We start from the raw sequence: 24,039 nt of genomic DNA on the forward strand, positions 1-24,039 counted from the left end.
ATTAATCAAAAAGAAAATTGAAATCAAGGAGTTTGTGCTGAAAGTGATGTTTCACATTTAGTGAAATCATTAAAAGGTTATGGTGCTAAAATTTATAATGATAAAGTACTTAATAATATGCTTTTAATTAATTCAGCAAGAATTAATAAATTAAATCTTTTACTTTAATATTTTAAAAACTTAATAAATCTTTACCTAAATAGTTAGGAATTTTTGTTATAAAATAATAAAATAAAACATTAAAATACTTTGTTTATTAACTATAATATGATATAATTATAGCAACAATTAAATAGTTTAATGTTGTCTTTTATTTAAAGAAAATTAAATTATAACTATTAACTTTATTCACCCTTGGTGGGCATGTGCATTTTACTGGTGGTACTTTCGAGACATGGAAACAAGTAAGGGAAATTATTAAAGCATATGATCAATTAGTTAAAGAAATTCATAATTATTAGTGGTAAACCTATTAATTTTGTGAGACTACAAACCAAAATAAATCAACATGAAAATGTGTACTTAGAAACAAGTAATAATTGTAAAACTATTAAATAATACTAATAATTGAAAAAAAACCACTAAGTAAATCTGGAGTTCTATGGCTATTACTTTGAATTTGTTCATTAATTTCATCTTTAGTTTGTTCAAAAACTAATTCCGCAATGATTTCATCTTCTTTTTGTGTTGCAGTATTAATTTCGTCTTTTTTAATTTGTTTAAAAGATAGTTCTTTAGAAATCTGGTTTTTTGAATCGTAAAAAAGAAAATTAAAACATTCTGTTCAAATTGTTAAGCATTTTCTTTGACATTCTTCTTCATTATTATCTTTAAGTAATGTTTTAGTGTTAGGGCTAATAACTATTTTAGAGTTAGTTAGAGATTCATCAATCATTTTTTTTAATTTAATAGGATTTGAAAGCATCTTTGAGAAGCTTTCAACACTTGCATAATTATTCTCTACATTTTCATAAATTCTTGAACCAGAATTTTTTTCAGTAATCAAAGAGTTATAATTTTTACCATCAAAAACAGAATTTATTTTTTCTTTTTTAATAAAATCATCAGTTAAAAGTATTATCAGACCATTTCTCTTTCTTCTATCCAAACTTCCATAAGACATTAATGAAGTTGCAATTTCTCAATCAATGTGTTGTCTACATTTTGTATGTTTTCCTAAAATAAGTATAGTAACATTTGAATCTTTTAAATATTTTTCTCTGATAATTTTAAATATTTCTTTATTAAGTTTTTTATAAAGTTCTTTTTTAAACTCTTTGTTAATTTTTTTAATATTTTCTTTATTAAGTTCTTTTTTAATAAGTTTTTTATAAAGCAAGTTAATATCAATTTCATCTAATCCTACAGACGTGTCTTTGATTTCAAAATGTTCACTATGATGTTTTTTAAATAATTCTACTAATTTATTTTTATTTTTCTGCTCTCTTTTGTGATGATACGAAATAAAAACTTTTGGTATTTTTGGCATGTTATAACTCCTCTAACTCGCTTTAATTAATTTCATTTTCAGTTATTTTATGTTCATTTGGATAGCTTACTAAATTATTAAGGCTTTTCTCCCTTTATGTACTATTTTTAAATTTTATCACATAAATGCTGAGAAAAGCCTATCTACGGACTTCTCCCCACATTTTTAAATTAAACATAGCATTACAGTTTCAAAACTAGGTATGTTATTGAATTTATATGCAGCTTCTTTTGCATATAAATGAATATGATGTTTTGCAACTTTGATATGTGTTTTAAATGTTCTTCGTATATGTTTTCATACTGACTCAATTTGGTTGGTATTTACACCAGTTTTTGAAACATAGCCATCTTGATGGTTAACTGTTTCATGCTTAGTGAAAACCGATTTCAAATCGCGATATCCTTTTCAAGAATCAGTATGTACATCACACTTTGAAGAAATGTGGTTTATTGCAAACTGCAAAAGATTTTTACTGTTTGCGTTTTTCAATACTTTCACAATCAGATTGTTGGTTGTTTTTTCATAAATACCAACAATCAAGGTTTTGTTCAACAAGGATCTTCCTTGTTTTTTAAAACCCATATGTGAAAGATACATTTCATCCATTTGCACTATGCCCTCAACAATGAATTGAGGTTCTTGTTTAGCAATGGCACTTCGGATTTTATGACTCATTCTTCAAGCTGTTTTCAAGGTCACTCCCAATTCTTTTGCAACATCAGTTGATGGAATTCCATGTTTGGTGTTTATTCATCTAAAGATGAGATAAAACCAAGATATTAAAGGTGTTTGTGACTTTGAAAATATAGTGCCCGTGAGAATACTGAATGTTTGATGACATTTCAAACATCTCATTTTTCTTAAATTAGAAGTATTCAAATTAAAACTAGAACACCTAATACATTTGCTTTGTTTCAAACTTGCTATATATGCAAGACATTGTTTTTCAGTTTGAAAAGTATTATTGAACTCATTCAATTTCATTGTTTCCTCCACAAGTACATGTGGGGAGAAGTCCGTTATTAATTTGTTCATTAGTGTGACCTGAAAGTAAAAGTACGGAAATAAAATATAAATACTTATTTTCTACTAACTCTTTTCTAAGTTTATTCACTTGATTTCAAAAATCTTTAATGGTGTTTTTATCTAAATTTTCATCATTAATAGTAAATTTATCATTAGCATCTTTTTTTTGCTAATAATCTACTACTAACTAAAATTGATCTGATTTTTAAGTTAATAATTTTTAGAATAATATCTGTTATTAAATTACCATTACTAGAACTTAATAGTAGTTTTTTACTTTCATCAAAAATATTTTTAAGACTGTTAACTGCTTCAGAAACTTTTCTCTCGGAAGTATTTGCTAAAACTGAAGTAATTAAAATTATAAAAAAATCTCAAGCCATTTTAGTTGGTCTTTTGCCAATTCCAGTTTCTGTTTTAAAAAGCTTTTTAAACAAAGTTCTATCGACATCTTTTATAAAAATTTCTTGAAAATATTTCTCTATACCTACTGCTAATTGTGCTTCTGTTTCTGTAATTTTATTAAAATCATTTGAACAAAGTATTTTTTTAACTTTACTTTTATTCTTATAGTTTAATGAAAATACTATTATTAAAAATAATAATAGAAAAACAAGTATACTAACACTAGCAACAGCACCTATTCAATTAAGAATATCGTGTTCACTCAATCTAATCTTCTTCTTTCTTTAATTATTTAAAAATTTTCTTTTAATTTATAACAAAAATATTGATATATAATAAGGTTTTAGTAATTTTAATAATTAACACTAAAAAAGTTCTATAAATCAACAAAAATTAACTTTAATTAAATATATGACGTGATAGAAAAAAATATTCCATCACTATTTTTCTACAAAATTAAAAAAATTTTCTCATCTTTTCCCCAGTGGTATTGAAATTTTATCATATAAACATTTTCGTAGGCATAAATTTTATTTTTTTCATCTGATAGGTGTTTAATAAACTTAAATATGTATTATGTCTTTAAATATAAAGAACGATATTTCTATCGTTCAGTAATTTTTACTCTATTCAATTAACTTAATATGGTCAGGTCAATGCAATAAAACACTCAATGAATAGTGTTTTAATTGTTTATTTTTTTTCTTCTAACTTGTTTAATATCATAATTTTACCACATTTCTAATATTAATATAACACATATAGTATTATATAAAAAAGATAATATAAAAAGTTATACTAAGAACCTGTTTAGAATCTTTTAAAAAGTAAGGGTAAAATAGATATAGTTTTATTTAAAAAAGAGGTGTATCTATTCTATGTGCAAAAAAATTATCCTAATAATATCAACAAAGAAAAATTTGAAGAAATCAAACCAATTTTAGAAAATGGTAGAAAAAACAAAATCAAGTTTATTAGAACTGATTTTAAAAAAATGATTGAAAAGGCTCGTTTAAACAATGGTCGGAAAGAAAAAACTAGTTTCTGTATCATTGATTCTCAAAGTGTAAAAAACATAGATACTGCCGAAGAAAAATGTTATGGTGCTGATAAAAAAATAAAAGGAATAAAGTGTCATATTACAGTTGATACTCAAGGTTTACCACATACAATTTATGTACAACATCAAATATAACTGATCGTAATGGTGCTATAACAATGATTAAAAATGCACAAGAAAATCTTTCTGAAGTAAAAAAATATACTAGTTGGTGGAGTTTATTCAGGAAATAACGGAGTAAGACTCAATAAACTTAATCCCCCCTAGCATTAAATGAAATTCAATAGTTAGTAGTTCATTAATAGATTAATATCTCATAATACGGGTAATATAAGCGAATCTTAGAAATATATTAACAACAGTTATTTTTTCTACATCAGAAAGTTTACGTTTTCATTATTTATTTCCTAGAATTGCTGAAACATTAGTTAATGGTATTCCTTGTTAATTGAAATGAATACGGAAATATTTTAAGATTTTAAAATGATATACGAAATTGAAACACTATAGAACTATAGATATTAATAGATTTGGTACAATTATTTAAAATAATCAACAACTTATTGATATTAGAAATCTTAATTTTAGTTTGTATACCTTTGTAAGAATATCACTTCCAAGAAGTTAAATTTAACTAATTTCTTTAGTTCTAATCAATTTTATTTTCAGTTATTTTATGTTCATTTGGATAGCTTACTAAATTATTAATTTGTTCATTAGTGTGACCTGAGAGTGAAAGTACGGAAATAAAATATAAATACTTATTTTCTACTAACTCTTTTCTAAGTTTATTAACTTGATTTCAAAAATCTTTAATGGTGTTTTCATCTAAATTTTCATCATTAATAGTAAAGTTATCATTAGCATCTTTTTTTGCTAATAATCTACTATTAACTAAAATTGGTCTGATTTTTAAATTAATAATTTTTAGAATAATATCTGTTATTAAATTACCATTACTAGAACTTAGTAGTAGTTTTTTACTTTCATCAAAAATATTTTTAAGACTGTTAACTGCTTCAGAAACTTTTCCTTCGGAAGTATTTGCTAAAACTGAAGTAATCAAAATTATAAAAAAATCTCAAGCCATTTTAGTTGGTCTTTTACCAAATCCAGTTTCTGTTTTGAAAAGTTTTTTAAATAAAGTTCTATCGACATCTTTGATAAAAATTTCTTGAAAATATTTCTCTATACCTATTGTTAGTTGCTTTTCTGTTCCTATAAGTTTATTAAAATCATTTGAACAAAGTGTTTTTTTAACTTTACTTTTATTCTTATAGTTTAATGAAAATACTATTATTAAAAATAATAATATAAAAACAAGTATACTAACACTAGCAACAGCACCTATTCAATTCAGGATGTCGTGTTCACTCATTTTACTATTCCTCTTTCTTGTGGTTATTTAAAATTTTCTTTCAATTCATCAAGTAGTATTAAAATTTTATCATATATTAATATTTTTATAAGTATAAATTTGATTTTTTATTTGATAGATGTTAAAAATGCTTATTATACCCTTGTTTTTATTATTCCTTTTTAATAGTTTTACTTGCAATATTTATAATTTGTAGATAATATTAGTACAGAAATTAATATGTAAAATATTAATCTTAAATTAGATAAGTACCATTATTATCATTAGTTATATAACAGCGAGAGTGGACAGTGTAAGCACTTAACTAACATTAATGGGAAGCTCCTAATTTTTCATATTTAATAAACAATTAAGAGAATTTATTATTAAGTTAATAAATGAATTAGGATGGTACCGCGTTCAAAATTAAACGTTCCTAAATAATAAGGAACGTTTTTTATTATTTTCAGGAGGAAATTATGAATACAAAATGAACAACAGATAAAGTAAGAACAACATGACTAAATTTTTTTAAAAGTATGACCACCATGTTTTAGCAAGCGCTTCACTAGTTCCTAATGATGACACATCATTTTCTAAAAATTTATCAATCACAACAGATGGCATATATCATTTACATTTAGAAGATACAGTGGGTAATCAATATGATAGTTATTTAGAACTTGGTGAAAGCAATTGAAAACTTACTGGTACTTTTGATGATCAAGCATTAAATGATAAATCCAATAAATTAAATGTGACAATTGATGGTCATTCTGCAAGTCAAGATTTAAAACAAGAAATTAATGGTTGATTAGATAATTATAAAAATATCGCTGATAGTACTTTTAATGTTGCAGTTTAAACCAAAGGTAAAGGTTTTAATATCACAATTGATAACAATTTAAAAGGCGATTATAAGTCATTTTTAGATCATATTACTTATGTTGATAGTAAAACTCAGTATGCTATAAATCAAACAAAATTGAATGATGAAATCATTAAAATTGCTGAGCAAAAATTAAATAAAGGTTTAGATTTGTTACCTAAAATCTACATGTAAGAACATCAAATGTAGTAAATAAAGAAACATTAGATAGTTATACAAATTGAATAAAAGGTTATGATACATTCATAAATAATAACAAAGACAAATGAATAAATGACATTGTAAAAATAGCTTCTCGTGGTTTTGCAAGAAAAGAACAAGAAAATCAAATTTCAAGTCATATCCTTAGTTTAGATTTTAAAAAATATTTAGAAGAAATTGTTTGAGAAGATAACAGTTTATTAAAAGCTACAAGCAATGATTATCAACAATATATTAAATTAGAGCAATTAAAAAGCGACACTATTCATTGAGTAAATACAAATATGAAAGACATAAATACATCATATCAACAAGCAATTAAAAATGCTGAAAGTGGATTTAATTTACATGGATATAGTATTGATAAACTTTTAAATGACAAATCTAAACCACAAACAAAAAGCGAAATAGATAATTTTGCTGATGGACAAAGTTACCATGATTGATTGCAAAGTCAAGCAAATATAAAATTTTATGGTTGACAATTAGCAATGGGATTTGATATTGCTATTCCTTTATTATTAGTTGTAGTTGCAATTGCATGAGTAATTCGTTCACGTACAAATCCTAAATATAACGGAGTTGCAAGAGCAAGAAAAGACCTAAGACAAGAAAGAAAGCAGATGAAAAAAAATAAAAAAATAAATCAAAGATAAAAAAAATGAGATATCAAAATATAAACACAAATGCCAAATAAACGTTAAAAATTTAGTTTCTAATTTTATTTAGAAACTTTTTTATTTACAAATTAACTTTTAATTTATATACTATATATGAACTTAATATAGTTTTTAACCCATGACTTTATTTCGAAAGGATAATTTGTATGAAAGATAAAAAGAAAAAAATAATTCAAAAAAGAATTATTAATAAAAAGTTTAATAAATTACTTTATTTTTTTGAAAAAGAACAATCAAAATTAAATTCTTTTGACAAGGTAAAAGAATGATTAAATAAACAAGAAAATTTAGAAAATTTAGAACGATTAGCAGATATTGCATGTCAACAACAGAAGATAAATGTTGAAAATTTAAAATCAATTCATTGAAAAAAAAGAAATCATTAATATAAATAGAAATTCACAAAATAATAACGATAAAAATGATTTAAAAATTGATATTCAATCATTATAAGTATAAAAAATATTTAGATATGGAGAAAAAAACGATTTTAGAAAATTTAAATATTATTACAGAAAAAAAATTTAAATACAATAAAATTATATGAAAGAAATAATGAAATTTTAGATGAAATTACTATTAATAAAAATAATTATTCTAATGAAGAAATAGAAAACATTAAAGATGCAATTATTGAACAAAATAAAAATATAAAATATTTGAAAAGGACGATTTTCAATTTAAAACAAAAATTTAATCATCATAATTTAAATAGTGAAGTTATTAAAAATATTTACAAATTAGAATTAGTTATAAATAAATTTTGATATAAATTTTATTCAAAATTCAAATTAAAAGATAAAAGTTTAAATAATTATTGAAGAATAGAATATTTAGAATGTTACAAAAATCAATTTTTTCAAAAAAAGATTTTAAATATGGCTTTTATCCCTTTATGTACTATTTTTAAATTTTATCACATAAATGCTGAGAAAAGCCTATCTACGGACTTCTCCCCACATTTTTAAATTAAACATAGCATTACAGTTTCAAAACTAGGTATGTTATTAAATTTATATGCAGCTTCTTTTGCATATAAATGAATATGATGTTTTGCAACTTTGATATGTGTTTTAAATGTTCTTCGTATATGTTTTCATACTGACTCAATTTGGTTGGTATTTACACCAGTTTTTGAAACATAGCCATCTTGATGGTTAACTGTTTCATGCTTAGTGAAAACCGATTTCAAATCGCGATATCCTTTTCAAGAATCAGTATGTACATCACACTTTGAAGAAATGTGGTTTATTGCAAACTGCAAAAGATTTTTACTGTTTGCGTTTTTCAATACTTTCACAATCAGATTGTTGGTTGTTTTTTCATAAATACCAACAATCAAGGTTTTGTTCAACAAGGATCTTCCTTGTTTTTTAAACCCATATGTGAAAGATGCATTTCATCCATTTGCACTATGCCCTCAACAATGAATTGAGGTTCTTGTTTAGCAATGGCACTTCGGATTTTATGACCCATTCTTCAAGCTGTTTTCAAGGTCACTCCCAATTCTTTTGCAACATCAGTTGATGGAATTCCATGTTTGGTGTTTATTCATCTAAAGATGAGATAAAACCAAGATATTAAAGGTGTTTGTGACTTTGAAAATATAGTGCCCGTGAGAATACTGAATGTTTGATGACATTTCAAACATCTCATTTTTCTTAAATTAGAAGTATTCAAATTAAAACTAGAACACCTAATACATTTGCTTTGTTTCAAACTTGCTATATATGCAAGACATTGTTTTTCAGTTTGAAAAGTATTATTGAACTCATTCAATTTCATTGTTTCCTCCACAAGTACATGTGGGGAGAAGTCCGAAAAATTATTTGTCCATTTTTAATACCTATAATCCTTGTAGTATATTTTAAATCTAATTCTACATGATTGATGTTAATAATAACTGTTAACTTGTTATTAATATTGATTTTTTTAAAATCATTCATAACTTGATTAGCTAAAATCGGGTCTAAAGCAGAAACTGGTTCATCAGCAATAATTAAATCGGGTTGTTGTGTCAAAGTTCGCGCTAGCGCCACACGTTGTTGTTGACCACCAGAAAGGTTACCGCAACGAACATATGCTTTATCTAATAATTTTAAGTAAATATGAATGTAGTGATAATAAAGTTTTATCATGCTGTTTAGAAGTTAAAATTTGTCAATCATTAAACATCTCAGCTGCGCAAGCTAATGAAGAAGTTGATTTACTTGCTAATATTGATGATGCTAAAATTTGAATGATGTTTAGTCAATCAGTAGTAGATGGTCCTATTACAGGTATTTTTCGCAGTAATAGATTTCCTGTAAATAATGTTGCGCACCAATTTGGTGGTGGTGGGCATGTGCATTTTACTGGTGGTACTTTCGAGACATGGAAACAAGTAAGGGAAATTATTAAAGCATATGATCAATTAGTTAAAGAAATTCATAATTATTAGTGGTAAACCTATTAATTTTGTGAGACTACAAACCAAAATAAATAAACATGAAAATGTGTACTTAGAAACAAGTAATAATTGTAAAACTATTAAATAATACTAATAATTTAAAAAAAACCACTAAGTAAATCTGGAGTTCTATGGCTATTACTTTGAATTTGTTCATTAATTTCATCTTTAGTTTGTTCAAAAACTAATTCCGCAATGATTTCATCTTCTTTTTGTGTTGCAGTATTAATTTCGTCTTTTTTAATTTGTTTAAAAGATAGTTCTTTAGAAATCTGGTTTTTTGAATCGTAAAAAAGAAAATTAAAACATTCTGTTCAAATTGTTAAGCATTTTCTTTGACATTCTTCTTCATTATTATCTTTAAGTAATGTTTTAGTGTTAGGGCTAATAACTCTTTTAGAGTTAGTTAGAGATTCATCAATCATTTTTTTAATTTAATAGGATTTGAAAGCATCTTTGAGAAGCTTTCAACACTTGCATAATTATTCTCTACATTTTCATAAATTCTTGAACCAGAATTTTTTTCAGTAATCAAAGAGTTATAATTTTTACCATCAAAAACAGAATTTATTTTTTCTTTTTTAATAAAATCATCAGTTAAAATATTATCATACCATTTCTCTTTCTTCTATCCAAACTTCCATAAGACATTAATGAAGTTGCAATTTCTCAATCAATGTGTTGTCTACATTTTGTATGTTTTCCTAAAATAAGTATAGTAACATTTGAATCTTTTAAATATTTTTCTCTGATAATTTTAAATATTTCTTTATTAAGTTTTTTATAAAGTTCTTTTTTAAACTCTTTGTTAATTTTTTTAATATTTTCTTTATTAAGTTCTTTTTTAATAAGTTTTTTATAAAGCAAGTTAATATCAATTTCATCTAATCCTACAGACGTGTCTTTGATTTCAAAATGTTCACTATGATGTTTTTTAAATAATTCTACTAATTTATTTTTATTTTTCTGCTCTCTTTTGTGATGATACGAAATAAAAACTTTTGGTATTTTTGGCATGTTATAACTCCTCTAACTCGCTTTAATTAATTTCATTTTCAGTTATTTTATGTTCATTTGGATAGCTTACTAAATTATTAAGGCTTTTCTCAGCATTTATGTGATAAAATTTAAAAATAGTACATAAAGGGAGAAAAGCCAAAATAATAATAGAAAAACAAGTATACTAACACTAGCAACAGCACCTATTCAATTAAGAATATCGTGTTCACTCAATCTAATCTTCTTCTTTCTTTAATTATTTAAAAATTTTCTTTTAATTTATAACAAAAATATTGATATATAATAAGGTTTTAGTAATTTTAATAATTAACACTAAAAAAGTTCTATAAATCAACAAAAATTAACTTTAATTAAATATATGACGTGATAGAAAAAAATATTCCATCACTATTTTTCTACAAAATTAAAAAAATTTTCTCATCTTTTCCCCAGTGGTATTGAAATTTTATCATATAAACATTTTCGTAGGCATAAATTTTATTTTTTTAATCTGATAGGTGTTTAATAAACTTAAATATGTATTATGTCTTTAAATATAAAGAACGATATTTCTATCGTTCAATAATTTTTACTCTATTCAATTAACTTAATATGGTCAGGTCAATGCAATAAAACACTCAATGAATAGTGTTTTAATTGTTTATTTTTTTCTTCTAACTTATTTAATATCATAATTTTACCACATTTCTAATATTAATATAACACATATAGTATTATATAAAAAGTTATACTAAGAACCTGTTTAGAATCTTTTAAAAGTAAGGGTAAAATAGATATAGTTTTATTTAAAAAAGAGGTGTATCTATTCTATGTGCAAAAAAATTATCCTAATAATATCAACAAAGAAAAATTTGAAGAAATCAAACCAATTTTAGAAAATGGTAGAAAAAACAAAATCAAGTTTATTAGAACTGATTTTAAAAAAATGATTGAAAAGGCTCGTTTAAACAATGGTAGGAAAGAAAAAACTAGTTTCTGTATCATTGATTCTCAAAGTGTAAAAAACACAGATACTGCCGAAGAAAAAGGTTATGGTGCTGATAAAAAAATAAAAGGAATAAAGTGTCATATTGCAGTTGATACTCAAGGTTTACCACATACAATTTATGTACAACAGCAAATATAACTGATCGTAATGGTGCTATAACAATGATTAAAAATGCACAAGAAAATCTTTCTGAAGTAAAAAAATATACTAGTTGGTGGAGTTTATTCAGGAAATAACGGAGTAAGACTCAATAAACTTAATCCCCCCTAGCATTAAATGAAATTCAATAGTTAGTAGTTCATTAATAGATTAATATCTCATAATACGAGTAATATAAGTGAATCTTAGAAATATATTAACAACAGTTATTTTTTCTACATCAGAAAGTTTACGTTTTCATTATTTATTTCCTAGAATTGCTGAAACATTAGTTAATAGTATTCCTTGTTAATGGAAATGAATACGGAAATATTTTAAGATTTTAAAATGATATACGAAATTGAAACACTATAGAACTATAGATATTAATAGATTTGGTACAATTATTTAAAATAATCAACAACTTATTGATATTAGAAATCTTAATTTTAGTTTGTATACCTTTGTAAGAATATCACTTCCAAGAAGTTAAATTTAACTAATTTCTTTAGTTCTAATCAATTTTATTTTCAGTTATTTTATGTTCATTTGGATAGCTTACTAAATTATTAATTTGTTCATTAGTGTGACCTGAGAGTGAAAGTACGGAAATAAAATATAAATACTTATTTTCTACTAACTCTTTTCTAAGTTTATTAACTTGATTTCAAAAATCTTTAATGGTGTTTTCATCTAAATTTTCATCATTAATAGTAAAGTTATCATTAGCATCTTTTTTTGCTAATAATCTACTATTAACTAAAATTGGTCTGATTTTTAAATTAATAATTTTTAGAATAATATCTGTTATTAAATTACCATTACTAGAACTTAGTAGTAGTTTTTTACTTTCATCAAAAATATTTTTAAGACTGTTAACTGCTTCAGAAACTTTTCCTTCGGAAGTATTTGCTAAAACTGAAGTAATCAAAATTATAAAAAAATCTCAAGCAATTTTAGTTGGTCTTTTACCAAATCCAGTTTCTGTTTTGAAAAGTTTTTTAAATAAAGTTCTATCGACATCTTTGATAAAAATTTCTTGAAAATATTTATCTATACCTATTGTTAGTTGCTTTTCTGTTCCTATAAGTTTATTAAAATCATTTGAACAAAGTGTTTTTTTAACTTTACTTTTATTCTTATAGTTTAATGAAAATACTATTATTAAAAATAATAATATAAAAACAAGTATACTAACACTAGCAACAGCACCTATTCAATTCAGGATGTCGTGTTCACTCATTTTACTATTCCTCTTTCTTGTGGTTATTTAAAATTTTCTTTCAATTCATCAAGTAGTATTAAAATTTTATCATATATTAATATTTTTATAAGTATAAATTTGATTTTTTATTTGATAGATGTTAAAAATGCTTATTATACCCTTGTTTTTATTATTCCTTTTTAATAGTTTTACTTGCAATATTTATAATTTGTAGATAATATTAGTACAGAAATTAATATGTAAAATATTAATCTTAAATTAGATAAGTACCATTATTATCATTAGTTATATAACAGCGAGAGTGGACAGTGTAAGCACTTAACTAACATTAATGGGAAGCTCCTAATTTTTCATATTTAATAAACAATTAAGAGAATTTATTATTAAGTTAATAAATGAATTAGGATGGTACCGCGTTCAAAATTAAACGTTCCTAAATAATAAGGAACGTTTTTTATTATTTTCAGGAGGAAATTATGAATACAAAATGAACAACAGATAAAGTAAGAACAACATGACTAAATTTTTTTAAAAGTATGACCACCATGTTTTAGCAAGCGCTTCACTAGTTCCTAATGATGACCCATCATTTTCTAAAAATTTATCAATCACAACAGATGGCATATATCATTTACATTTAGAAGATACAGTGGGTAATCAATATGATAGTTATTTAGAACTTGGTGAAAGCAATTGAAAACTTACTGATACTTTTGATGATCAAGCATTAAATGATAAATCCAATAAATTAAATGTGACAATTGATGGTCATTCTGCAAGTCAAGATTTAAAACAAGAAATTAATGGTTGATTAGATAATTATAAAAATATCGCTGATAGTACTTTTAATGTTGCAGTTTCAACCAAAGGTAAAGGTTTTAATATCACAATTGATAACAATTTAAAAGGCGATTATAAGTCATTTTTAGATCATATTACTTATGTTGATAGTAAAACTCAGTATGCTATAAATCAAACAAAATTGAATGATGAAATCATTAAAATTGCTGAGCAAAAATTAAATAAAGGTTTAGATTTGTTACCTAAAATCTACATGTAAGAACATCAAATGTAGTAAATAAAGAAACATTAGATAGTTATACAAATTGAATAAAAGGTTATGATACATTCATAAATAATAACAAAGACAAATGAATAAATGACATTGTAAAAATAGCTTCTCGTGGTTTTGCAAGAAAAGAACAAGAAAATCAAATTTCAAGTCATATCCTTAGTTTAGATTTTAAAAAATATTTAGAAGAAATTGTTTGAGAAGATAACAGTTTATTAAAAGCTACAAGCAATGATTATCAACAATATATTAAATTAGAGCAATTAAAAAGCGACACTATTCATTGAGTAAATACAAATATGAAAGACATAAATACATCATATCAACAAGCAATTAAAAATGCTGAAAGTGGATTTAATTTACATGGATATAGTATTGATAAACTTTTAAATGACAAATCTAAACCACAAACAAAAAGCGAAATAGATAATTTTGCTGATGGACAAAGTTACCATGATTGATTGCAAAGTCAAGCAAATATAAAATTTTATGGTTGACAATTAGCAATGGGATTTGATATTGCTATTCCTTTATTATTAGTTGTAGTTGCAATTGCATGAGTAATTCGTTCACGTACAAATCCTAAATATAACGGAGTTGCAAGAGCAAGAAAAGACCTAAGACAAGAAAGAAAGCAGATGAAAAAAAATAAAAAAATAAATCAAAGATAAAAAAAATGAGATATCAAAATATAAACACAAATGCCAAATAAACGTTAAAAATTTAGTTTCTAATTTTATTTAGAAACTTTTTTATTTACAAATTAACTTTTAATTTATATACTATATATGAACTTAATATAGTTTTTAACCCATGACTTTATTTCGAAAGGATAATTTGTATGAAAGATAAAAAGAAAAAAATAATTCAAAAAAGAATTATTAATAAAAAGTTTAATAAATTACTTTATTTTTTTGAAAAAGAACAATCAAAATTAAATTCTTTTGACAAGGTAAAAGAATGATTAAATAAACAAGAAAATTTAGAAAATTTAGAACGATTAGCAGATATTGCATGTCAACAACAGAAGATAAATGTTGAAAATTTAAAATCAATTCATTGAAAAAAAAGAAATCATTAATATAAATAGAAATTCACAAAATAATAACGATAAAAATGATTTAAAAATTGATATTCAATCATTATAAGTATAAAAAATATTTAGATATGGAGAAAAAAACGATTTTAGAAAATTTAAATATTATTACAGAAAAAAAATTTAAATACAATAAAATTATATGAAAGAAATAATGAAATTTTAGATGAAATTACTATTAATAAAAATAATTATTCTAATGAAGAAATAGAAAACATTAAAGATGCAATTATTGAACAAAATAAAAATATAAAATATTTGAAAAGGACGATTTTCAATTTAAAACAAAAATTTAAGGACGGTTTTCAAAAATCCGGAATTAATTATTTCAACATTATCTTATTATACTTTTAGACAAGAAATAATTGGATTTTTTATGTAATTGTAAGTAAATAATATATTTTTTTTAAATAAGGCTTTTCTCCCTTTATGTACTATTTTTAAATTTTATCACATAAATGCTGAGAAAAGCCTATCTACGGACTTCTCCCCACATTTTTAAATTAAACATAGCATTACAGTTTCAAAACTAGGTATGTTATTAAATTTATATGCAGCTTCTTTTGCATATAAATGAATATGATGTTTTGCAACTTTGATATGTGTTTTAAATGTTCTTCGTATATGTTTTCATACTGACTCAATTTGGTTGGTATTTACACCAGTTTTTGAAACATAGCCATCTTGATGGTTAACTGTTTCATGCTTAGTGAAAACCGATTTCAAATCGCGATATCCTTTTCAAGAATCAGTATGTACATCACACTTTGAAGAAATGTGGTTTATTGCAAACTGCAAAAGATTTTTACTGTTTGCGTTTTTCAATACTTTCACAATCAGATTGTTGGTTGTTTTTTCATAAATACCAACAATCAAGGTTTTGTTCAACAAGGATCTTCCTTGTTTTTTAAACCCATATGTGAAAGATGCATTTCATCCATTTGCACTATGCCCTCAACAATGAATTGAGGTTCTTGTTTAGCAATGGCACTTCGGATTTTATGACCCATTCTTCAAGCTGTTTTCAAGGTCACTCCCAATTCTTTTGCAACATCAGTTGATGGAATTCCATGTTTGGTGTTTATTCATCTAAAGATGAGATAAAACCAAGATATTAAAGGTGTTTGTGACTTTGAAAATATAGTGCCCGTGAGAATACTGAATGTTTGATGACATTTCAAACATCTCATTTTTCTTAAATTAGAAGTATTCAAATTAAAACTAGAACACCTAATACATTTGCTTTGTTTCAAACTTGCTATATATGCAAGACATTGTTTTTCAGTTTGAAAAGTATTATTGAACTCATTCAATTTCATTGTTTCCTCCACAAGTACATGTGGGGAGAAGTCCGAAAAATTATTTGTCCATTTTTAATACCTATAATCCTTGTAGTATATTTTAAATCTAATTCTACATGATTGATGTTAATAATAACTGTTAACTTGTTATTAATATTGATTTTTTTAAAATCATTCATAACTTGATTAGCTAAAATCGGGTCTAAAGCAGAAACTGGTTCATCAGCAATAATTAAATCGGGTTGTTGTGTCAAAGTTCGCGCTAGCGCCACACGTTGTTGTTGACCACCAGAAAGGTTACCGCAACGAACATATGCTTTATCTAATAATTTTAAGTAAATATGAATGTAGTGATAATAAAGTTTTATCATGCTGTTTAGAAGTTAAAATTTGTCAATCATTAAACATCTCAGCTGCGCAAGCTAATGAAGAAGTTGATTTACTTGCTAATATTGATGATGCTAAAATTTGAATGATGTTTAGTCAATCAGTAGTAGATGGTCCTATTACAGGTATTTTTCGCAGTAATAGATTTCCTGTAAATAATGTTGCGCACCAATTTGGTGGTGGTGGGCATGTGCATTTTACTGGTGGTACTTTCGAGACATGGAAACAAGTAAGGGAAATTATTAAAGCATATGATCAATTAGTTAAAGAAATTCATAATTATTAGTGGTAAACCTATTAATTTTGTGAGACTACAAACCAAAATAAATAAACATGAAAATGTGTACTTAGAAACAAGTAATAATTGTAAAACTATTAAATAATACTAATAATTTAAAAAAAACCACTAAGTAAATCTGGAGTTCTATGGCTATTACTTTGAATTTGTTCATTAATTTCATCTTTAGTTTGTTCAAAAACTAATTCCGCAATGATTTCATCTTCTTTTTGTGTTGCAGTATTAATTTCGTCTTTTTTAATTTGTTTAAAAGATAGTTCTTTAGAAATCTGGTTTTTTGAATCGTAAAAAAGAAAATTAAAACATTCTGTTCAAATTGTTAAGCATTTTCTTTGACATTCTTCTTCATTATTATCTTTAAGTAATGTTTTAGTGTTAGGGCTAATAACTCTTTTAGAGTTAGTTAGAGATTCATCAATCATTTTTTTAATTTAATAGGATTTGAAAGCATCTTTGAGAAGCTTTCAACACTTGCATAATTATTCTCTACATTTTCATAAATTCTTGAACCAGAATTTTTTTCAGTAATCAAAGAGTTATAATTTTTACCATCAAAAACAGAATTTATTTTTTCTTTTTTAATAAAATCATCAGTTAAAATATTATCATACCATTTCTCTTTCTTCTATCCAAACTTCCATAAGACATTAATGAAGTTGCAATTTCTCAATCAATGTGTTGTCTACATTTTGTATGTTTTCCTAAAATAAGTATAGTAACATTTGAATCTTTTAAATATTTTTCTCTGATAATTTTAAATATTTCTTTATTAAGTTTTTTATAAAGTTCTTTTTTAAACTCTTTGTTAATTTTTTTAATATTTTCTTTATTAAGTTCTTTTTTAATAAGTTTTTTATAAAGCAAGTTAATATCAATTGCATCTAATCCTACAGACGTGTCTTTGATTTCAAAATGTTCACTATGATGTTTTTTAAATAATTCTACTAATTTATTTTTATTTTTCTGCTCTCTTTTGTGATGATACGAAATAAAAACTTTTGGTATTTTTGGCATGTTATAACTCCTCTAACTCGCTTTAATTAATTTCATTTTCAGTTATTTTATGTTCATTTGGATAGCTTACTAAATTATTAAGGCTTTTCTCAGCATTTATGTGATAAAATTTAAAAATAGTACATAAAGGGAGAAAAGCCAAAATAATAATAGAAAAACAAGTATACTAACACTAGCAACAGCACCTATTCAATTAAGAATATCGTGTTCACTCAATCTAATCTTCTTCTTTCTTTAATTATTTAAAAATTTTCTTTTAATTTATAACAAAAATATTGATATATAATAAGGTTTTAGTAATTTTAATAATTAACACTAAAAAAGTTCTATAAATCAACAAAAATTAACTTTAATTAAATATATGACGTGATAGAAAAAAATATTCCATCACTATTTTTCTACAAAATTAAAAAAATTTTCTCATCTTTTCCCCAGTGGTATTGAAATTTTATCATATAAACATTTTCGTAGGCATAAATTTTATTTTTTTAATCTGATAGGTGTTTAATAAACTTAAATATGTATTATGTCTTTAAATATAAAGAACGATATTTCTATCGTTCAATAATTTTTACTCTATTCAATTAACTTAATATGGTCAGGTCAATGCAATAAAACACTCAATGAATAGTGTTTTAATTGTTTATTTTTTTCTTCTAACTTATTTAATATCATAATTTTACCACATTTCTAATATTAATATAACACATATAGTATTATATAAAAAGTTATACTAAGAACCTGTTTAGAATCTTTTAAAAGTAAGGGTAAAATAGATATAGTTTTATTTAAAAAAGAGGTGTATCTATTCTATGTGCAAAAAAATTATCCTAATAATATCAACAAAGAAAAATTTGAAGAAATCAAACCAATTTTAGAAAATGGTAGAAAAAACAAAATCAAGTTTATTAGAACTGATTTTAAAAAAATGATTGAAAAGGCTCGTTTAAACAATGGTAGGAAAGAAAAAACTAGTTTCTGTATCATTGATTCTCAAAGTGTAAAAAACACAGATACTGCCGAAGAAAAAGGTTATGGTGCTGATAAAAAAATAAAAGGAATAAAGTGTCATATTGCAGTTGATACTCAAGGTTTACCACATACAATTTATGTACAACAGCAAATATAACTGATCGTAATGGTGCTATAACAATGATTAAAAATGCACAAGAAAATCTTTCTGAAGTAAAAAAATATACTAGTTGGTGGAGTTTATTCAGGAAATAACGGAGTAAGACTCAATAAACTTAATCCCCCCTAGCATTAAATGAAATTCAATAGTTAGTAGTTCATTAATAGATTAATATCTCATAATACGAGTAATATAAGTGAATCTTAGAAATATATTAACAACAGTTATTTTTTCTACATCAGAAAGTTTACGTTTTCATTATTTATTTCCTAGAATTGCTGAAACATTAGTTAATAGTATTCCTTGTTAATGGAAATGAATACGGAAATATTTTAAGATTTTAAAATGATATACGAAATTGAAACACTATAGAACTATAGATATTAATAGATTTGGTACAATTATTTAAAATAATCAACAACTTATTGATATCAGAAATCTTAATTTTAGTTTGTATACCTTTGTAAGAATATCACTTCCAAGAAGTTAAATTTAACTAATTTCTTTAGTTCTAATCAATTTTATTTTCAGTTATTTTATGTTCATTTGGATATCTTACTAAATTATTAACGGACTTCTCCCCGCATGTACTTGTGGAGGAAACAATGAAATTGAATGAGTTCAATAATACTTTTCAAACTGAAAAACAATGTCTTGCATATATAGCAAGTTTTAAACAAAGCAAATGTATTAGGTGTTCTAGTTTTAATTTGAATACTTCTAATTTAAGAAAAATGAGATGTTTGAAATGTCATCAAACATTCAGTATTCTCACGGGCACTATATTTTCAAAGTCACAAACACCTTTAATATCTTGGTTTTATCTCATCTTTAGATGAATAAACACCAAACATGGAATTCCATCAACTGATGTTGCAAAAGAATTGGGAGTGACCTTGAAAACAGCTTGAAGAATGGGTCATAAAATCCGAAGTGCCATTGCTAAACAAGAACCTCAATTCATTGTTGAGGGCATAGTGCAAATGGATGAAATGTATCTTTCACATATGGGTTTTAAAAAACAAGGAAGATCCTTGTTGAACAAAACCTTGATTGTTGGTATTTATGAACAAACAACCAACAATCTGATTGTGAAAGTATTGAAAAACGCAAACAGTAAAAATCTTTTGCAGTTTGCAATAAACCACATTTCTTCAAAGTGTGATGTACATACTGATTCTTGAAAAGGATATCGCGATTTGAAATCGGTTTTCACTAAGCATGAAACAGTTAACCATCAAGATGGCTATGTTTCAAAAACTGGTGTAAATACCAACCAAATTGAGTCAGTATGAAAACATATACGAAGAACATTAAAACACATATCAAAGTTGCAAAACATCATATTCATTTATATGCAAAAGAAGCTGCATATAAATTCAATAACATACCTAGTTTTGAAACTGTAATGCTATGTTTAATTTAAAAATGTGGGGAGAAGTCCGTAGATAGGCTTTTCTCAGCATTTATGTGATAAAATTTAAAAATAGTACATAAAGGGAGAAAAGCCATTATTAATTTGTTCATTAGTGTGACCTGAGAGTGAAAGTACGGAAATAAAATATAAATACTTATTTTCTACTAACTCTTTTCTAAGTTTATTAACTTGATTTCAAAAATCTTTAATGGCGTTTTCATCTAAATTTTCATCATTAATAGTAAAGTTATCATTAGCATCTTTTTTTGCTAATAATCTACTATTAACTAAAATTGGTCTGATTTTTAAATTAATAATTTTTAGAATAATATCTGTTATTAAATTACCATTACTAGAACTTAGTAGTAGTTTTTTACTTTCATCAAAAATATTTTTAAGACTGTTAACTGCTTCAGAAACTTTTCCTTCGGAAGTATTTGCTAAAACTGAAGTAATCAAAATTATAAAAAAATCTCAAGCAATTTTAGTTGGTCTTTTACCAAATCCAGTTTCTGTTTTGAAAAGTTTTTTAAATAAAGTTCTATCGACATCTTTGATAAAAATTTCTTGAAAATATTTCTCTATACCTATTGTTAGTTGCTTTTCTGTTCCTATAAGTTTATTAAAATCATTTGAACAAAGTGTTTTTTTAACTTTACTTTTATTCTTATAGTTTAATGAAAATACTATTATTAAAAATAATAATAGAAAAACAAGTATACTAACACTAGCAACAGCACCTATTCAATTCAGGATGTCGTGTTCACTCATTTTACTATTCCTCTTTCTTGTGGTTATTTAAAATTTTCTTTCAATTCATCAAGTAGTATTAAAATTTTATCATATATTAATATTTTTATAAGTATAAATTTGATTTTTTATTTGATAGATGTTAAAAATGCTTATTATACCCTTGTTTTTATTATTCCTTTTTAATAGTTTTACTTGCAATATTTATAATTTGTAGATAATATTAGTACAGAAATTAATATGTAAAATATTAATCTTAAATTAGATAAGTACCATTATTATCATTAGTTATATAACAGCGAGAGTGGACAGTGTAAGCACTTAACTAACATTAATGGGAAGCTCCTAATTTTTCATATTTAATAAACAATTAAGAGAATTTATTATTAAGTTAATAAATGAATTAGGATGGTACCGCGTTCAAAATTAAACGTTCCTAAATAATAAGGAACGTTTTTTATTATTTTCAGGAGGAAATTATGAATACAAAATGAACAACAGATAAAGTAAGAACAACATGACTAAATTTTTTTAAAAAGTATGACCACCATGTTTTAGCAAGCTCTTCACTAGTTCCTAATGGTGACCCATCATTTTCTAAAAATTTATCAATCACAACAGATGGCATATATCATTTACATTTAGAAGATACAGTAGGTAATCAATATGATAGTTATTTAGAACTTGGTGAAAGCAATTGAAAACTTACTGATACTTTTGATGATCAAGCATTAAATGATAAAGCCAATAAATTAAATGTGACAATTGATGGTCATTCTGCAAGTCAAGATTTAAAACAAGAAATTAATGGTTGATTAGATAATTATAAAAATATTGCTGATAGTACTTTTAATGTTGCAGTTTCAACCAAAGGTAAAGGTTTTAATATCACAATTGATAACGATTTAAAAGGTGATTATAAGTCATTTTTAGATCATATTACTTATGTTGATAGTAAAACTCAGTATGCTATAAATCAAACAAAATTGAATGATGAAATCATTAAAATTGCTGAGCAAAAATTAAATAAAGGTTTAGATTTGTTACCTAAAAATCTACATGTAAGAACATCAAATGTAGTAAATAAAGAAACATTAGATAGTTATACAAATTGAATAAAAGGTTATGATACATTCATAAATAATAACAAAGACAAATGAATAAATGACATTGTAAAAATAGCTTCTCGTGGTTTTGCAAGAAAAGAACAAGAAAATTAAATTTCAAGTCATATCCTTAGTTTAGATTTTGAAAAATATTTAGAAGAAATTGTTTGAGAAGATAACAGTTTATTAAAAGCTACAAGCAATGATTATCAACAATATATTAAATTAGAGCAATTAAAAAGCGACACTATTAATTGAGTAAATACAAATATGAAAGACATAAATACATCATATCAACAAGCAATTAAAAATGCTGAAAGTGGATTTAATTTACATGGATATAGTATTGATAAACTTTTAAATGACAAATCTAAACCACAAACAAAAAGCGAAATAGATAATTTTGCTGATGGACAAAGTTACCATGATTGATTGCAAAGTCAAGCAAATATAAAATTTTATGGTTGACAATTAGCAATGGGATTTGGTATTGCTATTCCTTTATTATTAGTTGTAGTTGCAATTGCATGAGTAATTCGTTCACGTACAAATCCTAAATATAACGGAGTTGCAAGAGCAAGAAAAGACCTAAGACAAGAAAGAAAGCAGATGAAAAAAAATAAAAAAATAAATCAAAGATAAAAAAATGAGATATCAAAATATAAACACAAATGCCAAATAAACGTTAAAAATTTAGTTTCTAATTTTATTTAGAAACTTTTTTATTTACAAATTAACTTTTAATTTATATACTATATATGAACTTAATATAGTTTTTAACCCATGACTTTATTTCGAAAGGATAGTTTGTATGAAAGATAAAAAGAAAAAAATAATTAAAAAAAGAATTATTAATAAAAAGTTTAATAAATTACTTTATTTTTTTGAAAAAGAACAATCAAAATTAAATTCTTTTGACAAGGTAAAAGAATGATTAAATAAACAAGAAAATTTAGAAAATTTAGAACTATTAGCAGATATTGCATGTCAACAACAGAAGATAAATGTTGAAAATTTAGAACTATTAGCAGATATTGCATGTCAACAACAGAAGATAAATGTTGAAAATTTAAAATCAATTCATTGAAAAAAAGAAATCATTAATATAAATAGAAATTCACAAAATAATAACGATAAAAATGATTTAAAAATTGATATTCAATCATTATAAGTATAAAAAATATTTAGATATGGAGAAAAAAACGATTTTAGAAAATTTAAATATTATTACAGAAAAAATTTTAAATACAATAAAATTATATGAAAGAAATAATGAAATTTTAGATGAAATTACTATTAATAAAAATAATTATTCTAATGAAGAAATAGAAAACATTAAAGATGCAATTATTGAACAAAATAAAAATATAAAATATTTTAAAAGGACGATTTTCAATTTAAAACAAAAATTTAAGGACGGTTTTCAAAAATCCGGAATTAATTATTTCAACATTATCTTATTATACTTTTAGACAAGAAATAATTGGATTTTTTATGTAATTGTAAGTAAATAATATATTTTTTTTAAATAAGGCT

30 protein-coding genes and 2 pseudogenes are annotated in these 24,039 nt (G+C 24.2%); 16 read left to right on the top strand and 16 right to left on the bottom strand.

Translation table 4 applies throughout. From position 1 onward, the window contains the following. Positions 1-550 precede the first annotated feature (550 nt). The 3 genes from ACFEL4_RS07015 to ACFEL4_RS07025 form a co-directional block, all read right to left on the bottom strand. A complete protein-coding gene (locus ACFEL4_RS07015) occupies positions 551-1,489 on the bottom strand; it encodes a TIR domain-containing protein (RefSeq protein ID WP_375317174.1) in 939 nt (312 codons plus the stop codon). Positions 1,490-1,654: 165 nt separating this feature from the next. Continuing rightward, a complete protein-coding gene (locus ACFEL4_RS07020) occupies positions 1,655-2,476 on the bottom strand; it encodes an IS1595 family transposase (RefSeq protein ID WP_375317173.1) in 822 nt (273 codons plus the stop codon). A 194-nt stretch (positions 2,477-2,670) separates the two neighbouring features. Beyond that, positions 2,671-3,189 (bottom strand): hypothetical protein, encoded by a 519-nt coding sequence (locus ACFEL4_RS07025; protein WP_375317175.1) that lies wholly within the window; start codon positions 3,187-3,189, stop codon positions 2,671-2,673. Between the two features lie 614 nt (positions 3,190-3,803). On the opposite strand from ACFEL4_RS07025, the gene ACFEL4_RS07030 reads away from it, so the two are divergent. Then, positions 3,804-4,118, top strand: a complete 315-nt coding sequence (locus ACFEL4_RS07030; RefSeq protein ID WP_375317176.1) for a transposase — start codon at positions 3,804-3,806, stop codon at positions 4,116-4,118. Between the two features lie 514 nt (positions 4,119-4,632). Here ACFEL4_RS07030 and ACFEL4_RS07035 read toward each other — a convergent pair. Next, positions 4,633-5,361, bottom strand: coding sequence for a hypothetical protein (locus ACFEL4_RS07035; protein ID WP_375317177.1), 729 nt, complete (start codon positions 5,359-5,361; stop codon positions 4,633-4,635). A 631-nt stretch (positions 5,362-5,992) separates the two neighbouring features. Here ACFEL4_RS07035 and ACFEL4_RS07040 point away from each other — a divergent pair. The 3 genes from ACFEL4_RS07040 to ACFEL4_RS07050 all read left to right on the top strand — a co-directional run bounded on the left by ACFEL4_RS07040 (position 5,993) and on the right by ACFEL4_RS07050 (position 7,496). Further along, positions 5,993-6,205, top strand: a complete 213-nt coding sequence (locus ACFEL4_RS07040) for a hypothetical protein (protein WP_375317178.1) — start codon at positions 5,993-5,995, stop codon at positions 6,203-6,205. A 509-nt stretch (positions 6,206-6,714) separates the two neighbouring features. Further along, positions 6,715-7,086 carry a hypothetical protein gene (locus ACFEL4_RS07045; RefSeq protein ID WP_375317179.1) on the top strand — a complete coding sequence of 124 codons (372 nt, stop codon included), beginning with the start codon at positions 6,715-6,717 and terminating at the stop codon, positions 7,084-7,086. Positions 7,087-7,256: 170 nt separating this feature from the next. Next, positions 7,257-7,496 (top strand): hypothetical protein, encoded by a 240-nt coding sequence (locus ACFEL4_RS07050; RefSeq protein WP_375317180.1) that lies wholly within the window; start codon positions 7,257-7,259, stop codon positions 7,494-7,496. Between the two features lie 578 nt (positions 7,497-8,074). On the opposite strand, the gene ACFEL4_RS07055 is transcribed toward ACFEL4_RS07050, so the two are convergent. The 3 genes and pseudogenes from ACFEL4_RS07055 to ACFEL4_RS07065 all read right to left on the bottom strand — a co-directional run. Continuing rightward, entirely contained in the window at positions 8,075-8,464 is a 390-nt protein-coding gene (locus tag ACFEL4_RS07055) for an IS1595 family transposase (RefSeq protein WP_375316929.1), read from the bottom strand. Then, complete coding sequence (locus tag ACFEL4_RS07060) at positions 8,359-8,895, bottom strand: hypothetical protein (protein ID WP_375317181.1); 537 nt, start codon at positions 8,893-8,895, stop codon at positions 8,359-8,361. The genes ACFEL4_RS07055 and ACFEL4_RS07060 overlap by 106 nt, the downstream gene beginning before the upstream one ends. Then, positions 8,835-9,212, bottom strand: a pseudogene (locus ACFEL4_RS07065) (ATP-binding cassette domain-containing protein); the annotation flags it as partial. The pseudogene ACFEL4_RS07065 and the gene ACFEL4_RS07060, both read right to left, overlap by 61 nt. Between ACFEL4_RS07065 and ACFEL4_RS07070 the strand changes: the two are divergent. Next, a complete protein-coding gene (locus ACFEL4_RS07070) occupies positions 9,191-9,550 on the top strand; it encodes a DHH family phosphoesterase (RefSeq protein WP_375318386.1) in 360 nt (119 codons plus the stop codon). The pseudogene ACFEL4_RS07065 and the gene ACFEL4_RS07070 overlap by 22 nt on opposite strands. Before the next feature lie 107 nt (positions 9,551-9,657). Here the strand turns inward: ACFEL4_RS07070 and ACFEL4_RS07075 are convergent, their stop codons facing one another. Together ACFEL4_RS07075 and ACFEL4_RS07080 are read right to left on the bottom strand one after the other, a co-directional pair. Continuing rightward, complete coding sequence (locus ACFEL4_RS07075) at positions 9,658-9,984, bottom strand: hypothetical protein (protein WP_375317182.1); 327 nt, start codon at positions 9,982-9,984, stop codon at positions 9,658-9,660. A gap of 172 nt (positions 9,985-10,156) precedes the next feature. Further along, positions 10,157-10,576: a TIR domain-containing protein gene (locus ACFEL4_RS07080; protein ID WP_375317183.1), complete on the bottom strand. Its 420-nt coding sequence runs from the start codon at positions 10,574-10,576 to the stop codon at positions 10,157-10,159. Positions 10,577-11,390: 814 nt separating this feature from the next. Between ACFEL4_RS07080 and ACFEL4_RS07085 the strand changes: the two genes are divergently transcribed. After that, entirely contained in the window at positions 11,391-11,705 is a 315-nt protein-coding gene (locus tag ACFEL4_RS07085; protein ID WP_375317184.1) for a transposase, read from the top strand. Between the two features lie 514 nt (positions 11,706-12,219). On the opposite strand, the gene ACFEL4_RS07090 is transcribed toward ACFEL4_RS07085, so the two are convergent. After that, the gene (locus ACFEL4_RS07090) at positions 12,220-12,948 is read right to left on the bottom strand and encodes a hypothetical protein (protein ID WP_375317185.1); all 729 of its coding nucleotides are present in this window, start codon (positions 12,946-12,948) and stop codon (positions 12,220-12,222) included. A gap of 631 nt (positions 12,949-13,579) precedes the next feature. Here ACFEL4_RS07090 and ACFEL4_RS07095 point away from each other — a divergent pair. From ACFEL4_RS07095 to ACFEL4_RS07105, 3 genes are all read left to right on the top strand, one after another. Continuing rightward, positions 13,580-13,990, top strand: coding sequence for a hypothetical protein (locus ACFEL4_RS07095; RefSeq protein ID WP_375317186.1), 411 nt, complete (start codon positions 13,580-13,582; stop codon positions 13,988-13,990). 311 nt (positions 13,991-14,301) lie between these two features. Further along, positions 14,302-14,673 carry a hypothetical protein gene (locus ACFEL4_RS07100; protein WP_375317179.1) on the top strand — a complete coding sequence of 124 codons (372 nt, stop codon included), beginning with the start codon at positions 14,302-14,304 and terminating at the stop codon, positions 14,671-14,673. A 170-nt stretch (positions 14,674-14,843) separates the two neighbouring features. Next, entirely contained in the window at positions 14,844-15,083 is a 240-nt protein-coding gene (locus tag ACFEL4_RS07105; protein WP_375317180.1) for a hypothetical protein, read from the top strand. Between the two features lie 513 nt (positions 15,084-15,596). Here ACFEL4_RS07105 and ACFEL4_RS07110 read toward each other — a convergent pair. The 3 genes and pseudogenes from ACFEL4_RS07110 to ACFEL4_RS07120 all read right to left on the bottom strand — a co-directional run. Then, positions 15,597-15,986: an IS1595 family transposase gene (locus ACFEL4_RS07110; RefSeq protein ID WP_375316929.1), complete on the bottom strand. Its 390-nt coding sequence runs from the start codon at positions 15,984-15,986 to the stop codon at positions 15,597-15,599. Continuing rightward, positions 15,881-16,417, bottom strand: coding sequence for a hypothetical protein (locus tag ACFEL4_RS07115; RefSeq protein WP_375317181.1), 537 nt, complete (start codon positions 16,415-16,417; stop codon positions 15,881-15,883). The genes ACFEL4_RS07110 and ACFEL4_RS07115 overlap by 106 nt, the downstream gene beginning before the upstream one ends. Then, positions 16,357-16,734 (bottom strand): annotated as a pseudogene (locus ACFEL4_RS07120) (ATP-binding cassette domain-containing protein); the annotation flags it as partial. The gene ACFEL4_RS07115 and the pseudogene ACFEL4_RS07120, both read right to left, overlap by 61 nt. Between ACFEL4_RS07120 and ACFEL4_RS07125 the strand changes: the two are divergent. Then, positions 16,713-17,072, top strand: coding sequence for a DHH family phosphoesterase (locus tag ACFEL4_RS07125; protein WP_375318386.1), 360 nt, complete (start codon positions 16,713-16,715; stop codon positions 17,070-17,072). The pseudogene ACFEL4_RS07120 and the gene ACFEL4_RS07125 overlap by 22 nt on opposite strands. 107 nt (positions 17,073-17,179) lie before the next feature. On the opposite strand, the gene ACFEL4_RS07130 is transcribed toward ACFEL4_RS07125, so the two are convergent. Together ACFEL4_RS07130 and ACFEL4_RS07135 are read right to left on the bottom strand one after the other, a co-directional pair. Continuing rightward, complete coding sequence (locus tag ACFEL4_RS07130; RefSeq protein ID WP_375317182.1) at positions 17,180-17,506, bottom strand: hypothetical protein; 327 nt, start codon at positions 17,504-17,506, stop codon at positions 17,180-17,182. 172 nt (positions 17,507-17,678) lie between these two features. Further along, positions 17,679-18,098: a TIR domain-containing protein gene (locus tag ACFEL4_RS07135; RefSeq protein ID WP_375317187.1), complete on the bottom strand. Its 420-nt coding sequence runs from the start codon at positions 18,096-18,098 to the stop codon at positions 17,679-17,681. 814 nt (positions 18,099-18,912) lie between these two features. Here ACFEL4_RS07135 and ACFEL4_RS07140 point away from each other — a divergent pair. Next, entirely contained in the window at positions 18,913-19,227 is a 315-nt protein-coding gene (locus ACFEL4_RS07140) for a transposase (protein WP_375317184.1), read from the top strand. 608 nt (positions 19,228-19,835) lie between these two features. Beyond that, positions 19,836-20,639: an IS1595 family transposase gene (locus ACFEL4_RS07145; protein ID WP_375317188.1), complete on the top strand. Its 804-nt coding sequence runs from the start codon at positions 19,836-19,838 to the stop codon at positions 20,637-20,639. Positions 20,640-20,710: 71 nt separating this feature from the next. Here ACFEL4_RS07145 and ACFEL4_RS07150 read toward each other — a convergent pair whose 3' ends face one another. Further along, a complete protein-coding gene (locus tag ACFEL4_RS07150) occupies positions 20,711-21,418 on the bottom strand; it encodes a hypothetical protein (protein ID WP_375317189.1) in 708 nt (235 codons plus the stop codon). 458 nt (positions 21,419-21,876) lie between these two features. Here ACFEL4_RS07150 and ACFEL4_RS07155 point away from each other — a divergent pair, with 458 nt between their 5' ends. The 4 genes from ACFEL4_RS07155 to ACFEL4_RS07170 all read left to right on the top strand — a co-directional run bounded on the left by ACFEL4_RS07155 (position 21,877) and on the right by ACFEL4_RS07170 (position 23,975). Beyond that, entirely contained in the window at positions 21,877-22,617 is a 741-nt protein-coding gene (locus tag ACFEL4_RS07155; protein WP_375317190.1) for a hypothetical protein, read from the top strand. 156 nt (positions 22,618-22,773) lie between these two features. Further along, complete coding sequence (locus ACFEL4_RS07160; RefSeq protein WP_375317191.1) at positions 22,774-23,145, top strand: hypothetical protein; 372 nt, start codon at positions 22,774-22,776, stop codon at positions 23,143-23,145. Between the two features lie 169 nt (positions 23,146-23,314). Then, the gene (locus ACFEL4_RS07165; protein WP_375317192.1) at positions 23,315-23,674 is read left to right on the top strand and encodes a hypothetical protein; all 360 of its coding nucleotides are present in this window, start codon (positions 23,315-23,317) and stop codon (positions 23,672-23,674) included. Positions 23,675-23,693: 19 nt separating this feature from the next. Continuing rightward, the gene (locus ACFEL4_RS07170) at positions 23,694-23,975 is read left to right on the top strand and encodes a hypothetical protein (protein ID WP_375317193.1); all 282 of its coding nucleotides are present in this window, start codon (positions 23,694-23,696) and stop codon (positions 23,973-23,975) included. The last annotated feature ends 64 nt before the right edge of the window (positions 23,976-24,039 follow it).

The organism is Spiroplasma endosymbiont of Virgichneumon dumeticola (assembly GCF_964264745.1).
Classification (GTDB): Bacteria; Bacillota_I; Bacilli_A; order Mycoplasmatales; family VBWQ01; genus Spiroplasma_E.